17 protein-coding genes and 1 other RNA gene are annotated in these 20,174 nt (G+C 70.4%); 9 read left to right on the forward strand and 9 right to left on the reverse strand.

The annotated features are described in order from the left end of the window. Positions 1 to 274 precede the first annotated feature (274 nt). Complete coding sequence (locus ASD90_RS15580) at positions 275 to 712, forward strand: hypothetical protein (protein WP_056758466.1); 438 nt, start codon at positions 275 to 277, stop codon at positions 710 to 712. A 931-nt stretch (positions 713 to 1,643) separates the two neighbouring features. Here ASD90_RS15580 and ASD90_RS15585 read toward each other — a convergent pair. Further along, positions 1,644 to 2,057: a PPOX class F420-dependent oxidoreductase gene (locus tag ASD90_RS15585; RefSeq protein ID WP_056758947.1), complete on the reverse strand. Its 414-nt coding sequence runs from the start codon at positions 2,055 to 2,057 to the stop codon at positions 1,644 to 1,646. Between the two features lie 489 nt (positions 2,058 to 2,546). Here ASD90_RS15585 and ASD90_RS15590 point away from each other — a divergent pair, with 489 nt between their 5' ends. Then, a complete protein-coding gene (locus ASD90_RS15590) occupies positions 2,547 to 3,239 on the forward strand; it encodes a GAF and ANTAR domain-containing protein (RefSeq protein WP_056758469.1) in 693 nt (230 codons plus the stop codon). A 73-nt stretch (positions 3,240 to 3,312) separates the two neighbouring features. Here the strand turns inward: ASD90_RS15590 and ASD90_RS15595 are convergent, their stop codons facing one another. Next, entirely contained in the window at positions 3,313 to 3,744 is a 432-nt protein-coding gene (locus tag ASD90_RS15595) for a VOC family protein (RefSeq protein WP_056758472.1), read from the reverse strand. A gap of 371 nt (positions 3,745 to 4,115) precedes the next feature. Here ASD90_RS15595 and ASD90_RS15600 point away from each other — a divergent pair, with 371 nt between their 5' ends. The 3 genes from ASD90_RS15600 to ASD90_RS15610 all read left to right on the forward strand — a co-directional run bounded on the left by ASD90_RS15600 (position 4,116) and on the right by ASD90_RS15610 (position 9,162). Further along, positions 4,116 to 5,222, forward strand: coding sequence for a phosphotransferase (locus ASD90_RS15600; RefSeq protein ID WP_056758475.1), 1,107 nt, complete (start codon positions 4,116 to 4,118; stop codon positions 5,220 to 5,222). A gap of 366 nt (positions 5,223 to 5,588) precedes the next feature. Next, positions 5,589 to 6,614: a glutaminase A gene (gene glsA, locus ASD90_RS15605; RefSeq protein WP_082588771.1), complete on the forward strand. Its 1,026-nt coding sequence runs from the start codon at positions 5,589 to 5,591 to the stop codon at positions 6,612 to 6,614. Between the two features lie 661 nt (positions 6,615 to 7,275). Beyond that, positions 7,276 to 9,162 carry a CHAT domain-containing protein gene (locus ASD90_RS15610; protein WP_056758478.1) on the forward strand — a complete coding sequence of 629 codons (1,887 nt, stop codon included), beginning with the start codon at positions 7,276 to 7,278 and terminating at the stop codon, positions 9,160 to 9,162. Positions 9,163 to 9,408: 246 nt separating this feature from the next. Here ASD90_RS15610 and rnpB read toward each other — a convergent pair. Continuing rightward, positions 9,409 to 9,804: RNase P RNA component class A (gene rnpB / locus ASD90_RS16435), an RNA gene on the reverse strand. A 92-nt stretch (positions 9,805 to 9,896) separates the two neighbouring features. Beyond that, positions 9,897 to 11,696: a PP2C family protein-serine/threonine phosphatase gene (locus ASD90_RS15615; RefSeq protein ID WP_056758482.1), complete on the reverse strand. Its 1,800-nt coding sequence runs from the start codon at positions 11,694 to 11,696 to the stop codon at positions 9,897 to 9,899. An 81-nt stretch (positions 11,697 to 11,777) separates the two neighbouring features. Here ASD90_RS15615 and ASD90_RS15620 point away from each other — a divergent pair, with 81 nt between their 5' ends. Beyond that, positions 11,778 to 12,161, forward strand: a complete 384-nt coding sequence (locus ASD90_RS15620; RefSeq protein ID WP_056758484.1) for an ATP-binding protein — start codon at positions 11,778 to 11,780, stop codon at positions 12,159 to 12,161. A gap of 1 nt (position 12,162) precedes the next feature. On the opposite strand, the gene ASD90_RS15625 is transcribed toward ASD90_RS15620, so the two are convergent. From ASD90_RS15625 to ASD90_RS15635, 3 genes are all read right to left on the reverse strand, one after another. After that, positions 12,163 to 12,525, reverse strand: coding sequence for an STAS domain-containing protein (locus ASD90_RS15625; protein WP_056758487.1), 363 nt, complete (start codon positions 12,523 to 12,525; stop codon positions 12,163 to 12,165). A gap of 72 nt (positions 12,526 to 12,597) precedes the next feature. Further along, complete coding sequence (locus tag ASD90_RS15630) at positions 12,598 to 13,329, reverse strand: hypothetical protein (RefSeq protein WP_056758489.1); 732 nt, start codon at positions 13,327 to 13,329, stop codon at positions 12,598 to 12,600. Between the two features lie 4 nt (positions 13,330 to 13,333). Next, complete coding sequence (locus ASD90_RS15635) at positions 13,334 to 14,971, reverse strand: peptide chain release factor 3 (protein ID WP_200958638.1); 1,638 nt, start codon at positions 14,969 to 14,971, stop codon at positions 13,334 to 13,336. Between the two features lie 175 nt (positions 14,972 to 15,146). Between ASD90_RS15635 and ASD90_RS15640 the strand changes: the two genes are divergently transcribed. Next, a complete protein-coding gene (locus ASD90_RS15640; RefSeq protein WP_157623202.1) occupies positions 15,147 to 15,938 on the forward strand; it encodes a hypothetical protein in 792 nt (263 codons plus the stop codon). Between the two features lie 139 nt (positions 15,939 to 16,077). Here the strand turns inward: ASD90_RS15640 and ASD90_RS15645 are convergent, their stop codons facing one another. Further along, positions 16,078 to 16,587 (reverse strand): hypothetical protein, encoded by a 510-nt coding sequence (locus ASD90_RS15645; RefSeq protein WP_056758953.1) that lies wholly within the window; start codon positions 16,585 to 16,587, stop codon positions 16,078 to 16,080. 83 nt (positions 16,588 to 16,670) lie between these two features. Beyond that, a complete protein-coding gene (locus ASD90_RS15650) occupies positions 16,671 to 18,107 on the reverse strand; it encodes an RNB domain-containing ribonuclease (protein ID WP_056758495.1) in 1,437 nt (478 codons plus the stop codon). Between the two features lie 151 nt (positions 18,108 to 18,258). On the opposite strand from ASD90_RS15650, the gene ASD90_RS15655 reads away from it, so the two are divergent. Both ASD90_RS15655 and ASD90_RS15660 read left to right on the forward strand, forming a co-directional pair. Continuing rightward, positions 18,259 to 19,008: a YaaA family protein gene (locus tag ASD90_RS15655; protein WP_056758499.1), complete on the forward strand. Its 750-nt coding sequence runs from the start codon at positions 18,259 to 18,261 to the stop codon at positions 19,006 to 19,008. Position 19,009: 1 nt separating this feature from the next. Further along, positions 19,010 to 20,104 (forward strand): SLC13 family permease, encoded by a 1,095-nt coding sequence (locus ASD90_RS15660; protein WP_056758502.1) that lies wholly within the window; start codon positions 19,010 to 19,012, stop codon positions 20,102 to 20,104. The last annotated feature ends 70 nt before the right edge of the window (positions 20,105 to 20,174 follow it).

Here is a 20,174-nt window from a genome sequence, read left to right on the forward strand (position 1 = left end):
AGGCAGAGTCATCCACGACGGCTGCACGGGCGGGCATGGAAGGACGGTAGCTGGGCCATTGCTCCGCGGGATGCTCAGTCAGCGGAGGGGTGGCGGCGACCAGACTGCCGCGCTGAGGGCGGCCAAGGCGCTCGACAACGCCGCTCCGAGGGCGACGACGATCGCCCGACCAAGCCGGTAGCGCAGCACTCGTGTGCGGGCGGTGCCGCATCAGGTGCCCGGTCGATCCGCCACGGCGTCCTGTCGGGCTACGTGCGTCGGTAGGCTCGGCGTTGTGCCGGACATCAAGGATCTCGAGCCGCTGATCGGTCGTTGGCGCCAGCTCGTCGACGCCCCGCGGCACGTCGCGGAAAAGGTCACGGGCGACATGACACTGGAGTGGCTCCGTGACGAGAAGGTGATCCTCCAGCGCTCGATCGTCGCGAACCCGATGTTTCCCGAGGGCGTCGTCCTGATCATGGCCGCGGACGAGGACGCCGAAGGCGACTTCACCGCGCACTACTTCGACTCCCGTGCGGTCTCGCGCCTGCTCCATATGAGCTTCCAGGACGGCGTCTGGAAGTGGTGGCGCCAAGCGAGCAACCCTGATGATTTCGATCAGCGCTTCGAAGGCACGCTCTCAGAGGACGGCAAGACGATCGAAAGCTCCTGCTACCTCGTCGAAGACGGCGAGTGGATCCACGACTTCGACGTCACCTACACACGCGTTTAGTCCCAGGGGTGCCCGGTGAGCCGGTACCTCATGATTCGCTTCTTCTTCACGCATTTCCGCTTCAGCCGGACCGGACGTCGGGAGCGAGGGCCGACATGGTGCGGTGGCAGGACGAACCGGAGGCAACTCTGGAACAGCGACCTCGGCGCAGCCTGGCGGGGCTACGTGCGCCCAGCTGGCATGAGCTGGTGCCACGGATCTCGTGCGACCGGATCACGATGACCTCTGACGCCACCTTCGATAGAGGAAGCGAACGAGGTGGCGCTGGAGGCGCCGCCAGTTGAACGGATCCGCCGCGTTGAGGGGCGGCTACGCTCGCCCCGTCATGTCGCCGTCCGAGCGATGGAGCCGAAGTGCGGTGGTCCTGGCAGCGTCCTCAGTGATTCGGTGCGAGCTGCGATGCTGCCCGCGCGGGACCTCGGTATTCGTCATCGTCAGTGGGCGCATCGAGCTTCTCGAAAAGGTAGGGCCCTGCGCTCCAGCTTCCCGCGGTCCCTGCTGACTGATCGGCAAGGACTTCTTCGGCTACCTCGGGCCGCACCACGTCAGGCTGGTCGAGCTCGAACGCTGCGGCGCGTCCAGCGCAGCTACGGGCTCCGTGGTCGGCGTGCGGGTCTTTGGGTCCCAACCCGTCTCGCCAACTCCCATGTCGGCGTCATCGACCGCCGCGGCCGACTTCCCCTCCTCGCGCGGGCTGCTCATCCGGGAAGGCTAACCGCGCAGATGGCACCGACTCCGTAATAGCGATGCGGGACTCCAGCGCATTTCGCGCGGGGCTCGCCGAGACCTCGAAGGCAGCGTCGTACTGCCGCGCGCGTCTCAGGGTGCCGACCGGCTGATCTCCTCAGAGGTCATGTTCGGCTGCGAGGCGAGGATGTAGTACGCCTGACGCCTGTGGTGCAACGTCCCGGACGTCCTTGTTGCAGGCCGGCTATAACGCGAGTTCGGCCTGACCGAATATCCGCTCGAGGTGCAGCCGCACCAGCGTCTCCCCCGGAGCATCGTTGCGGGCCGCGAAATCGTCGGCCCGGTCCGGTACATAGCGCGAAGCGATACGCGTGGCCCACCCCAACCGATCTGGCGGCTCATCGTCAAGAGTCACCGAACCCCTTGCCACCACGAATGCATAGGGAAACGAATCGTCCTCGACCACGGCGGCTGCCCGAGGGTTCGCGTGAAGATGACGACCCTTCACACTCGTCGCCGATGTGAGGAACACCAAATCGTCACCGTCGAGGATGAACCACACAGGCGCGACGAGCGGCTTTCCGGTGCTGGAGGCGGTTGCGACCTTTGCAGTGCGAGCTCCAGAGCCCAGAAACGCTCGAGCCTCAGCTGCATCCATGTCTCGCATCGGGCGCCCCCACCTTCTTCGGCGCAGCCGAACAGCCTCCGCGGATCCGTCCGCGGCGGGCGGCTGGTACTGACATCGTATGACCGGTCCGAGGCCCATTCGTTCGGAAGCCGCGATCAGAGCCCGGTCCACGCAGTTCGGGCCGAGGCGCCGCGACGGCGACCCGGCTACCGACCGGGACGCGGGCGTAGCCGTGTCATACGGTCGTTCGATCATCGGTCTCCCTTCGGTGGCCGGGCGACGGGACCGGCCAGCTTCTCGAGCCTCCACATCGCGTGGTGGTTGCAATGAAGGAGCCAAAACCATTGCGACTCAGGTCGATTCGGGCAGTGGGTTGCGATCTTCTTGAGCGGCTATGTTGCATGTCTCCTTCGCGTCCGCTCTGGATTGAGGTAGCCGTCGCCTCCCGCGACGCTCACTTCCTCACCCTGTGTTGCCCACGGGGTTCGGGTAGGCGAGCCCAATGGGTACTTCAAGAGCATGGAACCGATCCCGGAGACGCGGCAAGCCCTCGAGCGACTCGGCCAGTACGGCGACTCAGCCTTGCAAGACGACCTGACGGACATCGCGGCGACGGTTCTGGCAGCGGCCCCGGGGATCGTGGGGTTCAGCCTTGGCCTCGTTCGCGAAGGTGTCACCTTCACCTATGTGGCGACCTCCGAGACCGTGGCCTCGCTCGACGCAGTCCAGTTCGTCGACGGCGGTCCCTGCGTCGACGCGGTCGGGGCCGGCGAGACCGTGCTCACGGACGAGGAGGAGCTGTTCGACGAGAAGCGCTGGCAGTGCTTCGCCCAAGCCAGCGCCACCGCTGGAGTCCGCAGCACGCTGTCTCTGCCGATCCTGACTGGCGAGACGGTCACTGCGGGCATCAACGTCTACGGCGCCGGGAGCGACACCTTCAGCGGTCACGAGCAGCGACTCGCCGAGATCTTCGGTGCCTGGGTCCCGGGTGCCGTGCACAACGCCGATCTCTCCTTCACCACCCGGACCAGAGCGACGGAAACCCCCGCACGGATCGAGGACCTCGACACGCTCAGCCGCGCGGCCGGCATCCTTGCGGCCCAGCAAGGCATTTCGCCCCGCGAGGCCGACGCCAAGCTTCACGATGCTGCGGACCGCGCCGGAGTGTCGGTCGTAGCCGTGGCCCGGTTGATCGTCCGCTCCCGTTCGTGACGACGCACGATTGCGGCTCACCCGCAGGTCCCGGCCGAGCGTCGTTTGTCGTCTTTGGGGGCCGCTGTGCCGCTCAGCCACCGCCCATCGCGACACTGCCGTCGGACAGCACCGGTGAGATGAGCCCGAAGACGTTCCCATCGGGGTCGAGCAGGTAGCCGACACGGCCGATGCCCTGCATGTCGGCCAGCGGCAGTGCCTCCGAGGCCCCGAGGTCGAGGCCCTTCTGGAAGAGCTCGTCGATGCTGCCGTCGACGCCCACCACGACGTTGCAGCCGTTGACGGGCCCGCCGCGCTCGGGTGCCGGGCCCTGACGCTGCGTGAGCCCGCCGTTGATGCCGTTGCCGGGGGCGTTCATGCCGATGGCGCCATCGCCGGTGTCGATCGACCAGTAGGGCATGTCGCCGAACTGCGTGAACGTCCACCCCAGCAGCTGCCCGTAGAAGTCGATGAGCGCCTGCGGCTCAGACGCATGGATCTCGAAGTGCACCACGAGGTTCGACACGGCAACTCCCCCAGACGATGGGCTTTCACGCTACGCCGGTCGGACGGCATCCTCCAGAGATCTCGTCGGCAGCGGCGGGGGCTCGAAGGTGGATGAGTCGGCCGATACGCCGGAGATTGAAACAGCCCGGTCGTCCGTGCTGCCTGTAGTGCCCCAAGCCCCTGAACTGCACAAATGCGAAGTTGGCATCGTGGGGCACGGAAGCCACGCGGTAGGGGGACCGGGCTGCCGCCGGGACGAAGTGGCCGGGGCGGAGGCGTTGAGTCCTTGGACGGTCATCGGCTGAAGGGCTGCGCGTCGCGCATGCCGATGGGACAGTGGGCGGGGAGGTGTGCATGTCTTGGGGCGGCCTTGACCACCAACGTCCCGACGTGACGGCTGCGGTCCGGCGGCTCCTGGCCGACGAGGCGGCCGAGGTCGGCGACTGGGCCACCACCGAGCTCGCTCTGGGGGCGGCCAACAACCCGACATCCGGTGCCGCGACCCGACTTCGCGGGACCGCCACGACGAACGGGACAGACCGAGCGTGGTCGCTGGTTGCCAAGGTCGTCCGCCCCAGCCCGCACGACAGGCAGACCCCTCACTCCGTCATCTACTGGAGGCGCGAGGCCGACGTCGCCATCAGCGGTGTGCTGGAGCACGGCCTGGGCCTACGCGCTCCTCGGTGCCTGGGCGTTGTCGAAGCACACCCCGAGGCTGTCGTGATCCTGTTCGAGGACATCGGCGAGGTGTCGCACGTGTCGGGCTACGACGACGAGGAGTTCGCCGTCGCCGCGGCCGCGCTCGGCCGCTTCCAGGCGTACTACGTCCAGGGCCCGCCGCTGCCTGCGCGAGCGTGGTTGACCGGCAACCTGGTCGGGCGGTTCCGGAGCGCGTGCCTGCCCCAGCTCCGGGTCGTGCACGACGTGCTGTGGGACCGGCCCGCTCGCCTCAGACGCTTCGAGATCGCGATGGGCGTCGACCCGGCTCTGCTCGTCGCTGCGCTGGATGACCCGACCCCCTTCATCGAGGTCCTGGAATGGCTGCCACAGGCGTTGTGCCACAACGACGCTCACGTGAACAACCTCGTCGTGCGGCGGTCCGCCGAGGGTGGTTGGGACGTGTGGGCCATCGACTGGCAGATGGTCGGCACCGGTCCACTCGGCAGCGACCTCGCGCAGCTGCTCGTCGAGGTGGCCGAGCCTGACCTGCCGCGCGTGGAGACGATCGTGCTCGAGGCCTACCTCGCCGCCCTGCACGACGACGGTGTCAGGGTCGGGCGTGAGGCAGTCGAGTTCGCGTATGCCGCGAACGTGGCGCTGAGGCATGCTTCGTGGGTGCTCTACCTGCTGGGACGCTCCCTGGACGAGCTGCCACAGGGCGCACCGGACGAGGACGTCCTCAGGGCCTGCCTGCCGGCCCTCGAGCACCCGGGGCTCGGGCACTGCGCCGCGATGCTCGAACGCGCCGACCGCCTCCGGCGCCGGCTCGGCACGTGACCCTGCGCTGGAGCCAGACAGGGTGCGTGATCGGACTGGAGTGAGACGACGGAATGGACACGTGACTCGCTGCACGCAGTCGTGGCCACCTGGATGCTGTCAACGACGTCGACTCAGTTCGGCTCATCGACCGTGAATGTCCTGGGAGCGCATTCAATCTGAATCGCGCATGAGACGGCGCCGCGGTGCGAACCAGGTGCTCGCTGCCTGCCGCATGCACTCGGCGATCCACGCGCGTTGGACCTTCCGGGTCGCCGACGCTCTGACAACGTTCACCGCCCGCGCACCCGGGCCGAAGACCCTGAAGGCCATGGTGGCGCCGCAGGTGTGTCATAGGCTTCGCACATCCGGCATTGGAGGCGCGCCATGAGCAAGCTGTCGATGCATGAGCAGCTGCCGTTCGACGAGGAAGCGGTCAGGTCGTCGATCTCGACCGGAGAGCTACCAGAACCGGACGAGGTCAAGGTCGCTGTCACCGAGGCGTACGAGCGGTATCGGGCAAACCGCGAAGGTGCCGTGGCCGACTACATCCCGGTCCTGGCCGAGGCGTCGCCGGACTGGTTCGGTATCTCGGTGGTGGGAGCTCGAGGAAGGTCGTTCGAGATCGGGGACGTCGAGAGAACGTTCTCGATCCAGAGTGTGTCGAAGCCGTTCGTGTTCGCGCTGGTCTGTGAGGCGGTCGGAGACGTCGACGCGCGCCGCCTGCTCGGGGTCAACAGCACCGGCTTCCCCTTCGACTCGCTGGTGGCGGTCGAGCTCAACCTGGACAGGACGATGAACCCGTTGGTCAACGCGGGCGCGATTGCGGCCACGAGTCTGGTGCCGGGGAGCACCGCGGCGGAGAAGTGGGACCGGGTCAGAGACGGCCTTTCGCGCTTCGCCGGCCGTGAGCTCAGCCTGAACGAGAGGGTCTACGCCTCGGAGTCCGCCACCAACCTGCGCAACCAGGGCATCGCCCACCTGCTGCAGAGCTACGGCCGTCTCTACTTCGACCCCGACGAGGCCACCGACGTCTACACCCGCCAGTGCTCTCTCGACGTGAACGTCCACGACCTTGCGGTCATGGCGTCCACGCTCGCCAACGGTGGCGTCAACCCGGTGACCGGAGAGGCGGTCGTCGGGCCCGGCGCGTGCCGGCGTGTTCTGGCGGTGATGGCCACAGCCGGCCTGTACGAGCTGTCCGGCGACTGGCTCTACGAGGTCGGGGTCCCCGGCAAGAGCGGGGTGAGCGGCGGCATCGTCACTGTCGCACCCGGCAAGGGCGGTCTGGCCACGTTCTCCCCTCCCCTGGACGTGGCGGGCAACAGCGTGCGCGGTCAGCTGGTCACCAAGTACCTGGCGGAACGGCTCGGACTCAACCTCTTCGCCTCGGTGACGGTCTCGAAGGACTAGGCAGGCCGTGCGAGGCACCCAGCCCGCCGACTCTCTCCTCCCGGTCAGCCCGAGCATCCGGTACCTGGAGCCCAGTTCGACGTCGGTCCCCTGGTAGTCCGGCCCCGGGTCGCACGATGGATCGCGCGACCATGCCGGTGACCTTCCCCGTCCTCCGAGCACGAGAGTCAGGCGCGTCGATTCCCTTCGGCTGCAAGCCCGGTCATGTCTGCCGCGGACACCGTCGTGTACAGGCTGCTCGGCTTGGCCCACTGGCGGCTCCGATTCCTGTGTCACCGAGTGGCTTGCACAGCGGACGCCGGCGTTCGGGCCTGGTAGCCGACCTTTGAGCTCCACGTGCCTGTTGTTCGATCTGCACGCCGTCACCGCTGAGGTGTAGGCGATGGCGGTCCCTGACGAGCCAGCACGCTGCGCCCCACGAGGGTTGGCGATTCCACACGCGTGGCGGCCCTTGAACGGGATGTCGTCACGCCGCCGTGCCGCCGCGCCCACCAGCATTGACCGCAGGCAAGCTGAGCCGACCCTCGGCATAGGCAGCTGACGCGCGTATTCGTCCGGGCTCGGTCAGAGAACTGACGCGGGGTGCGTTTCGGCTGACAACGTGACGAACCAAGGGGATGATCGAAAGGGTGCATGGGCGAGGCGGCGCATGGATTCAGTGATGGAGATCGAGATCGGGCCGGCGGGCGTGGCCGGTCGGTTCACCGTGCGGGTGCTTCGTTCGGTCGGCGCGGGGGAGCCCACGACGTCGTGCGCGCTCGACGTGGAGGGTCTGCTCGCGCAGCGGCACGGGCTAGAGGACAGCATTCTCGCCTCGTCCATCGCGGCTCGTCGTGTCACGCCGGCGCACGAGTCATCTCTGGAGGCGGTCGGCACCCTGCTCTTCGACGCTGTTTTCGCCGGGCAGGTGCGCGAGGCCTACCGCACAAGTGTCGCCGTCGCGGAAAACCGTGGTGAAGGGGTGCGCCTGCTTCTTCGGCTGACAGCGCCGGGGCTCGCCGCGCTGCCTTGGGAGGCCCTCTATGACCGTGAGGGGCGCATCTACCTGTGTCGCAAGGAGCCGCTGCTGCGGCAGATCGGGACGACGCCCGCCACACCAACTCTTCCCCTCGAGCCACCTCTGCGGGTGCTCGCACTCATCGCATCGCCGAGCACGCTGCCCTCACTGGACGTTGCCGGCGAACGGGCACGTTTGGAGGAGGCCCTGGGCGAGCAGGTCGATACCGGATGGATCCACCTCGAGTGGCTCCTCGACGCAAGCTGGCAGCGTCTGCACGAGAAGCTGCTAGACGAGTCGTGGCACGTCCTGCACTTCATCGGGCACGGCGCCTTCGACCACACACGAGACGAGGGCGTGCTCGCGTTCGTCGGACCCGACGGGCGCGCGGACCTCATCAACGCGAGCAGCTTCGCGGACTTGCTGCACGAAGCCAGGCAACGGCCGCGACTGGTCGTGCTCAACGCGTGCCTCACCGCGGCCGAGAGCACCGACGACCTCTTCTCGGGTACGGCAGCAGCCTTGGTACGCAGCGGGATCAACGCTGTGGCTGCGATGCAGTTCGCCATCAGTGATAGAGCGGCCATCGCCTTTGCGCGCGGCTTCTACATGTCGCTCGCGCACGGTCGCGCCATCGACGAGGCGATGCGCAGCGGGAGGATCGGCATCCTCGGTGTCACCCGAGACACGCTCGAGTGGGTGACACCCGTTCTATGTGTGCGCGGCGACGACACACGACTCTTCGATGTCAAGCCCGATGCAGCACCCGTCCCTCCGACAGGAGATCCCGTCTCGCCGACAGGAGAGCCCGACCCGCCAAGCATGGAGCGCACCGCTCCGGCATCTGGTCCACGGGAGGGGGACCGCACCCGGTCTCTTCAGGTAGAGCCAGCAGAGGGCGCGACAACGGTCGGCGGGCCGACTCGCGTCGCCCGGCTAGCGCGGCCGCGCCGCCGCCGGGTCTACGCTGCCGCGGCTGCACTGTTCATCGCGGTCGCCGGGACCGCGGCCACCCTGCTGATCCTGGACCGGAGGGACGCGGGCCGCCCAGCAGGCAACGAGATCACCGCGGCAGCCGCTTGGCGGCTCGTCATCAGCAACAAGATCAAGGGCAGCAACGGCTGCACTGTCACAGTGACGAACACCGACACCGGCGATCAGAGACCATTCGAGAGTGTCTGGGGGACCAAGACGTTCCAGATGCAGACCGAAGGCACGTTCCGATGGGAAGCCAACGACCCGGGCTGCCTCGTGGTCCAGCGCTCCGGGTCCGGGAAGGCCGTCCTGCCATTCAGCCAGAAGGCCGGCACGGGTGACACCGACGTCTTCGCGGCACCGAAGGCTCCGGGTAAAGTCGCCGTGCAGGTCTTGGCGTTCAACAGCTACGGCCAGTGCGCTTTCGAGCTGCACGATGCCGCGGACGGACAGCTTGTGGACCTCGGCACGGTGCCCCAAGGCGAAGGCCCGCTGCGGCTCGAGCCGAACGGACGCTCCGAGGTCTACCTCGCCGACTTCGCCGGATGCGACGTGCGGGTATCCGCTGAGCCCTAATTGGACTGACCACCGACGTCAGGCGCGGCGTGCCTGCTGGACGATGACGAAGACCTCGGAGTGAGGTGCGGAGCAACCACGCACCCACACCGGACTCACAACGGAGGTCTTCGTTGTCCCATGCCAACGCCTGTCCGACTCCTGCCGGTCGACTCCGCCTGGCCCAGCTCGTCGTCGAGCAGGGCGGACGCATTGCGGACCAACGGGGGTGACCAAACACATCACCGCAGGTCAGAGGCCTGAAAGTGGATGAGTCGGCCGATACGCCGGGTTCTGTTCCGCGCCACCGTTACCGGTGACGTGGCGACGGCCATCCATCTAGGCCGGCCATTGCTGGCCGGCTCGAGCGTCCTACCCGCGCACTCGACCGGGCCGGTCTCCCCGACACCCGAGGGCGTCGATCGTGCACTGTCTGGACTTGCTCCGGGTGGGGTTTACCGAGCCGCTCCAGTCACCTGGAGCGCTGGTGGTCTCTTACACCACCGTTTCACCCTTACCGGCTGCCGAAGCGGCCGGCGGTCTGTTCTCTGTGGCACTGTCCCGCGGGTCACCCCGGGTGGCTGTTGGCCACCACCCTGCCCTGTGGAGCCCGGACGTTCCTCGGCAGGGCCGAGGCCCTGACGCGACCGTCTGGCCGACTCATCCGCGCACCAGCATAGGGGCGTATGCCGTCCGCCGCGTCGGCGCCCACCGGGCCGACTCCCCCGGCAGGGCGCTCGAGCGGTTCAGGGTGCTCAGACCAGACGGCGGAAGGCGAGAACGGCGACGTCGTCGTGGCGGTCGGGGTCGGACACGACCTCGGCGAGCTCGGCGAGGACATCGTCGAGGTCGGCGTCGTCCCCGACGTCCGTGAGCAGCTCCTCGGCGGCGACCTGCAGCCGTTTGAGCCCGATGTCGATGCTCTCACCGCGGCGCTCGACGAGTCCGTCCGTGTACATCAGCAGGAGGTCGCCGGCGACGAACGGCACCCGGGCCGCCAGCCGCGGGATCTCGCCGAGGCCGTGGACCGGTGAGCCGTCCTCGGTGACGAAGCGCGTCCGACCGCCTGACACGAGCAGGGGTGGCGGGTGACCGGCGACGACGACGGCCAGGTCGTCCCGCGCCGGCTCGAAGAGCAGGTAGACCGAGGACGCCATCTGCGTCGGCGGCTCGGTCGCCATGAAGCGGTCCATCGCGCCGGCAAGCGCGTCGGGCTCGGGGTCCTGGGTCGCGAGCACCCTTGCGGCAGAGCGCATCCGCGACCCGGCGACCGCGGCGTCGACACCGCGACCCATGACGTCGCCGAGGACGACAGTGACCCGGCCGTCGTCGAGGCCGCTGACGTCGTAGTAGTCGCCACCGACGTCGGTGCGACCGGCCTGCCGGTAGACCGTGCCGATCTGCCACCCCGGGATTTCGGGCAGGTCCTGCGGCAGCAGCGTCGCCTGGAGCACCGACGCGACGCGCCTCGTCTGGGAGTAGAGGTCGGCGTTGTCGATGGCGAGCGCTGCCCGTCGGGCGAGGTCCTCGGCGAAGGCGACGTCGTCGTGCGTGTAGCGGCGTCCGGACTCCGCCACGACGAAGGTCAGGACGCCCAGCACCCGGTCCTTGGCCACGAGCGGCACCGACATCGCGCTCTGCAGGCCGAGCTCGCGCGCGACCCTGAGGTGCTCGTCGTCCTGGGCCGACGCGACGAGCATCTCGTCGGTGACGTTCTCGACGAGCAGGCTCTCGCCGGTGCGAGCCACGTGCGCCGCCCCACCCTGCCGGTCCGGGTCGGGGGGCCAGCGCGTCTCGAGCTCGCGGGCGAGCTGCACCTTGTCGGGGTCGATGTGGGCGACGGCGAGGGTCCGCAGGACGCCGTCGTCGACCATCTGGACGGAGCACCAGTCGGCGTGGGCGGGCACGGCGAGCGAGGCGACCTGGCGCAGGGTCTGCCGGTAGTCGAGCGAGGTGGCGAGCGCCTGCGACGCGTCGGCCAGGAACTCGAGCTGGGCGGCGCGGTTGGCGCTCTGCGCCTCGGCACGCAGGCGCAGCATGGTCTGCGCGCACATGTCGGCAAGCACACCCAGCACCCACACCAGGTCGGGATCGACCGGCCCGACCTGCCCCTCGAACCGGAAGCCCACGGCCCCGAAGGCCGACCCGTCGGCGCGCGAGATGAGCGGCAGCGTCACCGACGACCGCTCCGTGCCGTCGTCGAGATCCGGGTAGCGCTCGAGCAGCTCCTGCCGCCCCTCGACCGAGACGATCTGGGTGGTCCGGACGGCGTCGGTGAGCGGCGAGCGCGCGTCGAGGTCGAGGGTCGCCCAGTGACGGGCCTCGGACGGGGTCAGACCGTGGGTCGCGATCGTGCGCAGCCGCGCCGGACCGTCCTGAACCGCGAGCACGGCGCGGGAGGCCCCCATGACGGTCGAGGCGCGCTCGGTGATGGTCTCGGTGAGCTCGTCCAGCGTCGTGGCCGCCGCGACCTGGGCCGCGATGCCCGCCAACGCCGCCAGTCGCGGGGCGACCGAGGCGCGGCTCGCCCCCGGGCTCTGCCATGGCGCGTTCATGGGGCCATCCTGACAGTCGGCGGCCTCGGGCACCCACGGATGGGGCAGAAGTGGGAGCATGCAGGAGTGACGGGTCGGCGGGTGGCCAGGGGACGCGAGCTGGGCCGGGTCGAGTTCGGCCCCGACGACCTCCGCCGCGTGCGCGAGATCGTGCGGGCCATCGCCCGCGAACGCATCCCCGACCGGGCCGACAACGCCGTGCTCGCCGTCCACGAGGTGGCCGTCAACAGCATCGTCCACGGCGGCGGCCACGGGGTCCTGCTCATCGACGAGACGGCCGACTCGCTCGTCTTCACGGTCGAGGACGACGACGGCACCGGGTCGGTGCCGGAGGTCCTCCCGCTCGACGAGCAGTCGACGAGCGGACGCGGGCTGTGGATCGCCCAGCGCCTGAGTGACCGGCTGACCATCGAGGCCCGCCCGATGCGTACGCGCATCGGCGTGCACCTCAGGCTGGCATCCTGACCTACGAGGGCTCCGACGGCTCCGACGGCTCCGACGGCTCCGACGGCTCCGACGGCTCCGACGCGTCGACCACGTCGATGACCTGGTCGAGGTGCGTGAGCCTGACGAGGCGCAGGGTGATGTCGCCGCAGACGAGCTGCAGCCGGCCCCCGTGCTCCCCCACCTGGTGGTAGAGCCCGATGACGGCCCCGAGACCCGACGAGTCGAGGAAGGTGACGTCCCGCAGGTCGACGACGACCTTCTGACCGGGCTCGATGGCGAGCTCCTCGAACGCCGCCCGGACGTCCGGCACGGTGTACGTGTCGATCACTCCGCTGAGCCGGGCCCAAGTGACGCCCCCCGTGCTCGAGACGGTGACGCTCATCGAACCTCCTGCCGACGTCGGTGTCCTGGCCTCACCGTAGGACGTCCGCGGGCGGTGTGTGGGCAGATGCGCTCAGTCGGCGGGCCGGCGTCCGGGGGTCGTGTTCGCGACGTAGACGGTGTTGGACGACGTGCCGCCGGTGAGCGGGTTCGCGAAGGTGACCTCGTGGGCCGCGACGTCGGCGAAGACCTCTGCCAGGAGCGCGGTGAAGGCGTCCTCGGGCGGGTCGTCAGACCAGAGGGCGAAGACCCCGCCGGGGTGCAGCCCGGCGGCCAGTCGCGCGAGACCCTCTCGGGTGTAGAGGTAGGCGTGGCTGGGGTGGAGGACGTGGTGCGGCGTGTGGTCGACGTCGAGCAGCACGGCGTGCACGAGCTCCGGCGCGACACCGAAGCCCTTCCCCTCGCGCGCCAGGGCGAAGAAGTCCCCCTCCACCAGAGCGGTCCGCGGGTCGTCGGTCAGGGCCGCGGTGGCCGGGAGCAGCTGCCGCTCGTGCCAGGAGATGACGGGCCCGAGCGCCTCGACGACCGTCACCGTCCGCACGCGGGCGTCCTCGAGGGCGGCTGCGGCCGTGTAGCCGAGGCCCAGCCCGCCGACGACGACGTCGAGGTCGTCACCGTCGACGGCGGCGAGTCCGAGCCGTGCCAGCTCGATCTCGGCGACCGTGAAGAGGCTCGACATGAGGAACTCCTCACCGAGCTTCACCTCGTAGACGTCGACGAGCAGCGACGGCTCCACTCGACGTCGGAGGCTGATCTCGCCCATCGGCGTCTGCTGCCAGTCGATCTCCTCGAAACGCCGGCTCACGACGTCACCCGAAGATCGGCGTGAGGGCGCCGGCGGGCAGGTCCTTCTCGACGGACGCGAGGCGCCACTTGTCGGCGAAGACCGCGACGTGCAGGCCGTCCTCGCGCGTCAGCGACTCCGCCCCGGGGCGGCTGTCGACGATCGGCATGGCGGCTGCCGTGACGGCGCGCGCGACCGAGTAGCTCAAGGGCTCGAGGCGGATCGGCGAGCCGAACTCGTGCTCCATCCGGTGCTTGGCGACGTCGAACTGCATCGGCCCGACGGCCGCGAGCACGGGCGCCTGGGCGCCACGGCGGTCAGAGTGCAGCACCTGCACCACGCCCTCCTCGCCCAGCTGCTCGATGCCCTTGCGGAACTGCTTCTGCTTGCCCGTGACGGCGGCCCGCGCGACGGCGAAGTGCTCGGGGGCGAAGAGCGGGATGCGAGGGAAGGCGACCTTCTCGTCGGCGAAGAGGGTGTCGCCGACCCGCAGCGCGTTGGCGTTGACGAGGCCGATGACGTCGCCCGGGAAGGCCTCGTCAAGCGTCGAGCGGTCGCGGCCGAAGACGCTCTGGGCGTACTTCGTCGCGAACGGACGTCCGGTGTCGGCATGCGTGACGACCATGCCGCGGCTGAACCGGCCCGAGCAGACGCGGACGAACGCGAGCCGGTCACGGTGGGCACGGTCCATACCGGCCTGGATCTTGAAGACGAAGCCCGAGAACGGCGCCGACACGTCACGCGGGGCGCCGGAGCGGTCGGGTCGCGCGCCCGGGGCGGGGGCGAGCGTCACGAGCGTGTCGAGCAGCTGGCGTACGCCGAAGTTGAGGACGGCCGAGCCGAAGAGCACGGGCGAGGCCGCGCCCGAGAGGAACAGCTCGAGGTCGAGGTCGTGGCCCGACGAGCGCAGGAGGTCGTACTCCTCGACGGCGTCGGTCCAGACCGGGCCCAGCGACCGCTCGGCCTCCTCCGCAGTCATGCGGGTGGCGATGGCCTCGGTGGCACCGCCCGGCGTACGCGTGAACTCGACGAAGTCGCCGGTCGCGCAGTCGAGCACGCCCCGGAAGTCGCCGGCCACGCCGACCGGCCACGTCAGCGGCATCGGGTGCAGGTCGATCCGGGTGGTCAGCTCGTCCATGATCGCGAGCGCGTCGAGGCCGGGCCGGTCCCACTTGTTGACCACGGTGATGACGGGGACGCCACGGGCGCGGCAGACCTCGAAGAGCTTGAACGTCTGTGGCTCGATGCCCTTGGCGGCGTCGACGAGCATGACGGCGGCGTCGACGGCTGCGAGCACGCGATAGGTGTCCTCGGAGAAGTCGGCGTGGCCGGGGGTGTCGAGCAGGTTGATGACGGTGCCGTCGTAGGCGAACTGGAGCACCGCGGAGGTGATCGAGATGCCGCGGTCCTTCTCCATCTCCATCCAGTCCGAGACGACGCCACGACGGTTGCCCTTGCCGTGCACGGCGCCGGCCTCGCCGATGGCGCGCGCGTGCAGGGCCAGCGCCTCGGTCAGGGTCGACTTGCCGGCGTCGGGGTGCGAGATGACGGCGAAGGTGCGTCGGCGGGCCGCCTCCTCGGCGACCGCTCGCCCGTTGTGGTCCGCGCCGTCGGGGTCTCGGCGTTCCGCGAGCTCGCGGTCGTGCAGGGCGGTGGCGTCCATGGTCCTCCAGTGATCGCCCCGAGTCTGTCACCGCTGGGCACGATCGCCCGAATCGGTACCGCCGTCACGCCTGGGCGGTGAGGTGACCCGAGTCACACCTGCCGGTTCACGTCAACGATCCGGCACCGTCGTTCGTCGTGCATGGGAGATGACGATCGCAACCGACCCCAGGACCATGACCGAACAGCTGACCGACGACCTGCCCGACACCCGACCCGGCTCCACGCCAGACGCGGAGCCCGACGCACGGCCCAGAGCGAAGCTGCTCGACCTCTCCCTGACCCAGCTGCTCGGCGGCTCGATGGCGGCGGCGACGGCAGCGGCCCTGGGCTCGCGACTCGGCGTCGTCGGCACCATTGCCGGCGCGGCGGTGCTCAGCGTCATCTCGGCGATCGCGGCCAGCCTCTACACGAACTCCATGGCCCGCGCCCGCGAGGCCGTGGTGCTCGTGCGCTCCCGCCGAGGGGTGGACGGCACCGACCTGGAGGTCGTCCGCGAGACCTGGTGGCGACGCCCCGACCGGGCGACGACCCGACGCGTCCTCGTCACGACGGGCGCGGTCTTCGTCATCGCTGCGGCCTTCCTCACCGGACTCCAGCTCGCGACCGGCGCACAGGTGACCGGCACCGACCTCGGCGTGCGCGCGAGCGCGGGGGCGGTGGTCGACAGCCCGGCCGACACCGCCGGTGACACCGCTCGGGACGGCAGCGGCGCCTCCGACAGCGGCGCCACCGGGTCGCTCGCGACGACGCCGACCGCTCCCGCGGCCACGCCCGCGCCGGCGACGACCTCTGGGACCGACGTGACCCCGGGTCAGGCCCCGTCGACCGGCACCCCTGCCGCGACGACCCCCGCGACCCCGGCCGACCCGGGTGGAGCGGCGGGGTCCCCCGACCCGGCCGCGCCCACGGCACCGTCCACGCCCGACCCCGCCGCGACGACGACCGGCCCCGTCACCGCTCCCTGAGCGCCAGAGCGCCCGAGCCACCGGACGACGTATGCCGTCCCTCCCTCCGGGTGCGACGGCATACCTCGTCCGTGGCCGGCCACGGCGTACGGCCGGTGGCGTCCTGACCCGGCGGCCGCAGCCGCCGCCGGCCTCGCCCTCAGCGTCGCTCGGGCCAGGGCCAGTCGACGTCGAGCGACTCGCCGACCGCGAGCCGTGACCACGCTGCCGAGAGGCGGTCGAGGTCGGCGAACGCCTCGGCGAGCTCGCGGGGTCCGAGGTCGGCGGCGGCTACCTCGGCTCGAGCGTGGTGGAGGTCGGGCGTCATCCCGCGGTGCCGCAGCCACGCCGGGTAGACCGCAGCGGCCAGCTGCTCGGACCGCCCGATCTGCGTGCCGCGCGACTGGTTCCGACGTTCGACGCGACGTGCCCACGCCTTCGTGCGCGGTTCCTGGGTGGGCACGAAAGTGCCTGCGTTGCCGCCGGCTGCGATCTGGCCGAAGATGCCGTCGCGCAGCCCGAAGCGGTGCTCCACGACGAGGTGCACGAGGTCGTGCGGAGCGAGGGCGCTCCACCCCGGGGCCGGGCTCATGACGAGGTCGGTCGCGAGGTCGCGCGCGATGCGCACCTCGTAGCGACGATCACCGGTCCTCGCGAAGCTCACCCGCATGCCGACGAGGCTAGGAGCGGCGGCGGCGCGGTGCCACCGCATTTCGGGCGCGGCCCGCCGCGTGACCGTCGACCCGCCGGCCGTCAGGCGACCGAGAGCGCGATCGTGCCGGTCGCGACGTCGGCCGCGTCGACCCTCAGGGTCACCGTCTCGCCGGCCTGTGCCGACCCGCTGGCCTTGGCGACGACGGCGAGGTCGATGAGCTGGACGACGACGCCCTTCTCGTTCTCGTCGACCACGACCCCCTGCACCGTGCTCCCCACGAGCGGGTGCAGCTCGGCGGCCTCGACGGCGTCGGTGCAGGCCCGCTCGACCCCATTCGTGCGCCGGTCGGAGGCGGACATGATCTCGGGCAGCGTCGGCAGCGCCTCGCGCACCCAGCCGGGCACGTCCTGGCCCGCCGAGATCGCCTCGCACACGACGAGGCCGAACCGGTCGACGAGGCGGCGCAGCGGCGCCGTGACGTGGGCGTACGGGTTGGCGACGGCGGCGTGCGTCGGCTGCGCGGGCGCCTCTCCGTCGAAGGGCGTGTAGCCAGCGCCGCGGAAGAGCGTCGTCGCCTCGTGGATGAGCGCGAGGTGCCGCGGGTCCGTGTGGTCGAGCGAGCGCAGCAGCTCGCCGTAGGACAGGCCCTTCGGCCAGTCCACACCCGCCGCCGCGACCTGTCGGCGGAAGCGCGCCAGGTCGCGCGGGTCGGGCGGCGGCATGGTGCGCAGGATGCCGATCCTGCCTCGCAGCATGAGGTCGGCACCGCCCATGCCGGTGAGCAGCGAGATCTGGGCGTTCCAGTCCTCCGAGGCCAGCAGCGGGCGGAACGAGATGCGGAAGCCGCCGTCCTCGACCTCCTCGACCTCCTGCTCGGGCATCGGCAGCGTCGCGCCACCGCGCTTGCGCTCGAGCAGGACCCGCTTCTCACCGACCTCCTTGAGCAGCACGAGGCACTCCTCGGCGGTGCCGGCGTCGACCTCCTTCTGCACCTGCTCGTAGTCGTAGCGCCGGACGCTGCGGACCATCGCGCGGTAGACCTCGACGGAGGTGCCCTCTCCATCGGCCGCCAGGGTCATGTCCCACACGAAGGCGGGCCGCACCTGTTCGGGCAGCAGGCTCGCCGCGCCCTCGCTCAGCTCCGAGGGGTGCAGCTGGACGCGCTCGTCGGGGCAGTAGACCGTCTGCCCGCGCCGGCGCGCCTCTGCGTCGACGGCGCCGCCGGCACGGACGAAGGCCGGCACGTCGGCGATGGCGTAGCGCACCCGGTAGCCCTCGCCGCTGCGCTCGATCGACATGGCCTGGTCGAGGTCCATCGACGTCGGCGGGTCGATGGTGATGAACGGGACGGCCGTCTCGTCGCGCTCCGGCAGGGTCGCGGCACCGGCAGCCGCGGCCGCCTCGGCCAGGACCTCCGGCGGGAACTGGTCCGGCAGCTCGAACTCGCGGCGCACCGCCTCGAAGCGAGCCGTGAGCTGCCGTGCCACGTCGCCGGGCTGCGTCGCCGGGCGGAAGACGATGTGTCGCTGGGCCATGGCGCCACCCTACGCATCACGACCCGCTCCGGGCGGCTGCTAACCTCGCTCCGGCCGGCCACTGCGGGCGCGTCGGACCGCACCGTTTCTCGTCGTCCGCGACACGCGGCGCGATGAGACATCGCTGTCCGGTTTGCCTAGGCTGGCCCCCGTGCTCATCCTGCTCCCCCCGTCCGAGGGCAAGACCCCACCCCGGCGGGGGCGGTCGCTGGACCTCGGCACCCTCTCCTTCCCGGAGCTGACGCCGCTGCGCGAGTCGCTCGTCGGGACGGTGGCCCGGGTGAGCGGCGAGCCGGAAGCGGCGACCGTCCTGTCGGTCAGCCCCAACCTCGTCGGCGACATCGAGCGCAACACCCGCCTGTTGACGGCGCCCACGGCGGCCGCGTCCCACGTCTACACCGGCGTGCTCTACCAGGCGCTCGACGTCGACTCCCTCGACGCGGCCGCCAAGCGCCGCGCCAACCGCTGGGTCGTCGTCGTCTCTGCCCTCTTCGGCGCGTTGCGCCTCGCCGACCGCGTCCCGGCCTACCGCGTCAACATCTGCAGCACCCTTCCCGGCGTCGGCTACGTCTCGCACGAGTGGCGCAAGGAGCTGCCGGCGGCGCTCGACGCCGCGGTGAAGCCCGGTGAGCTCGTCGTCGACTGCAGGTCGAGCACGTATGCCGCCGTGTGGCGTCCCACGGGCGAGCGTGCCGAGCGCTGGGTGCACGTCACGGTCCCCGGCGCCTCGCACATGGCCAAGCACACCCGAGGACTCGTCACGCGCGAGCTCGTGCAGGCCGAGGCCCCGCGCACGCCGCAGGCCCTGGCCGAGCGGCTCTCGGAGCGCTTCGAGGTCGAGCTGACGCCCCCGCCGCGCGCGGGCCGGCCGTGGCAGCTGGCCACGACGCCGAGGGCCTGACGTGCACCTCGACCTCACCCTGCTCGTCGAGCGGGTCGCGCCGATCCTCGTCTTCCTCGTCGCGATCACCCTCGTGGCCGAGATCTGCGACCTGGCGGGCCTCTTCGACGTCATGGCCCACCACGCGGCGCGCACCGCGAAGGGGCGGGTGCTCGTGCTGTGGCTGCTCATCGTCGGTCTCGCGGTCGTGTGCACCGTCGTGCTCAGCCTCGACACCACTGCCGTGCTGCTGACGCCGGTGGCCATCACGGTGGCCCGTCAGGTCGGCGCCCCACCCCTGCCGTTCGCCATGACGACGCTCTGGCTGGCCAACACGGCGTCCCTGCTGCTGCCGGTGTCCAACCTGACCAACCTGCTGTCCCTCCACCCGTTCGCCGAGCTCGGCGTCGGGACCCTCGGCTACATCAGGCTGATGGCCGTGCCCGCGGTCGTCGCGATCGTCGCCACCGTCGTCGTGCTCTGGCTGCTGCACCGACGCGACCTCGGCAGCACCTACGACACGCCTCCGCCCGCCGAGCCGCACGACCGGGTGCTCATGCAGATCGCGGGCGGTGTCTGCGTCCTGCTCGCCCCGGCCTTCGTGGTCGGCGTTCAGCCAGCCCTGGCCTCCGTGCCTGCCGCGGGCATCCTCCTCGCGGCGACCTACTGGCGGGCGCCCGAGCTGCTGCGCCGGATCAAGATGCCGTGGCTCACCGTCATGGGCATCTGCATCCTCTTCCTCGTCATCGACGCCGCCCTGCGCCTCGGGCTGGAGGCGTGGCTGCGCACCGTCGTCGGGCACGGAGCCGACACGGCCGACCTCTTCCGCGTCAGCGGACTCGGCGTGCTGAGCTCGAACGCCATCAACAACCTGCCGACCTACCTGGCGCTCGAACCGACCGTGGCCGACTCCCCTGCCCGCCTCGCGGCCCTGCTCATCGGGGTCAATGCCGGCCCCATCATCACGATGTGGGGCTCGGTCGCGACGCTGCTCTGGGCCTCGCGCTGCCGGTCCGCGGACCTGTCGGTCGACGTGGGCCGGATCGCCCGCACCGGCGCGCTCTGTGCCGTCACGGTCGTGGCCGCCGCGACGCTGGCCCTCGCCGCCACCACCTGACCGGGCTGACCACCTGACCGGGCTGACGGCATACGCCATGACGTCGACCACACACCCTCCAGCCAGGCGC

Origin of the sequence: Terrabacter sp. Root181 (assembly GCF_001428505.1) — a bacterium.
Lineage (GTDB): Bacteria > Actinomycetota > Actinomycetes > Actinomycetales > Dermatophilaceae > Terrabacter.

What these genes read in the sequence shown, in the direction of transcription:
- ASD90_RS15615 (WP_056758482.1), bottom strand. Translation starts at nt 11,696, where the DNA reads ATGAACGCGCCATGGCAGAGCCCGGGGGCGAGCCGCGCCTCGGTCGCC.
- ASD90_RS15650 (WP_056758495.1), bottom strand. Translation starts at nt 18,107, where the DNA reads ATGGCCCAGCGACACATCGTCTTCCGCCCGGCGACGCAGCCCGGCGAC.
- ASD90_RS15635 (WP_200958638.1), bottom strand. Translation starts at nt 14,971, where the DNA reads ATGGACGCCACCGCCCTGCACGACCGCGAGCTCGCGGAACGCCGAGAC.
- ASD90_RS15640 (WP_157623202.1), top strand. Translation starts at nt 15,147, where the DNA reads ATGACCGAACAGCTGACCGACGACCTGCCCGACACCCGACCCGGCTCC.
- ASD90_RS15625 (WP_056758487.1), bottom strand. Translation starts at nt 12,525, where the DNA reads ATGAGCGTCACCGTCTCGAGCACGGGGGGCGTCACTTGGGCCCGGCTC.
- ASD90_RS15610 (WP_056758478.1), top strand. Translation starts at nt 7,276, where the DNA reads ATGGAGATCGAGATCGGGCCGGCGGGCGTGGCCGGTCGGTTCACCGTG.
- ASD90_RS15590 (WP_056758469.1), top strand. Translation starts at nt 2,547, where the DNA reads ATGGAACCGATCCCGGAGACGCGGCAAGCCCTCGAGCGACTCGGCCAG.
- ASD90_RS15645 (WP_056758953.1), bottom strand. Translation starts at nt 16,587, where the DNA reads ATGCGGGTGAGCTTCGCGAGGACCGGTGATCGTCGCTACGAGGTGCGC.
- glsA (WP_082588771.1), top strand. Translation starts at nt 5,589, where the DNA reads ATGAGCAAGCTGTCGATGCATGAGCAGCTGCCGTTCGACGAGGAAGCG.
- ASD90_RS15585 (WP_056758947.1), bottom strand. Translation starts at nt 2,057, where the DNA reads ATGGATGCAGCTGAGGCTCGAGCGTTTCTGGGCTCTGGAGCTCGCACT.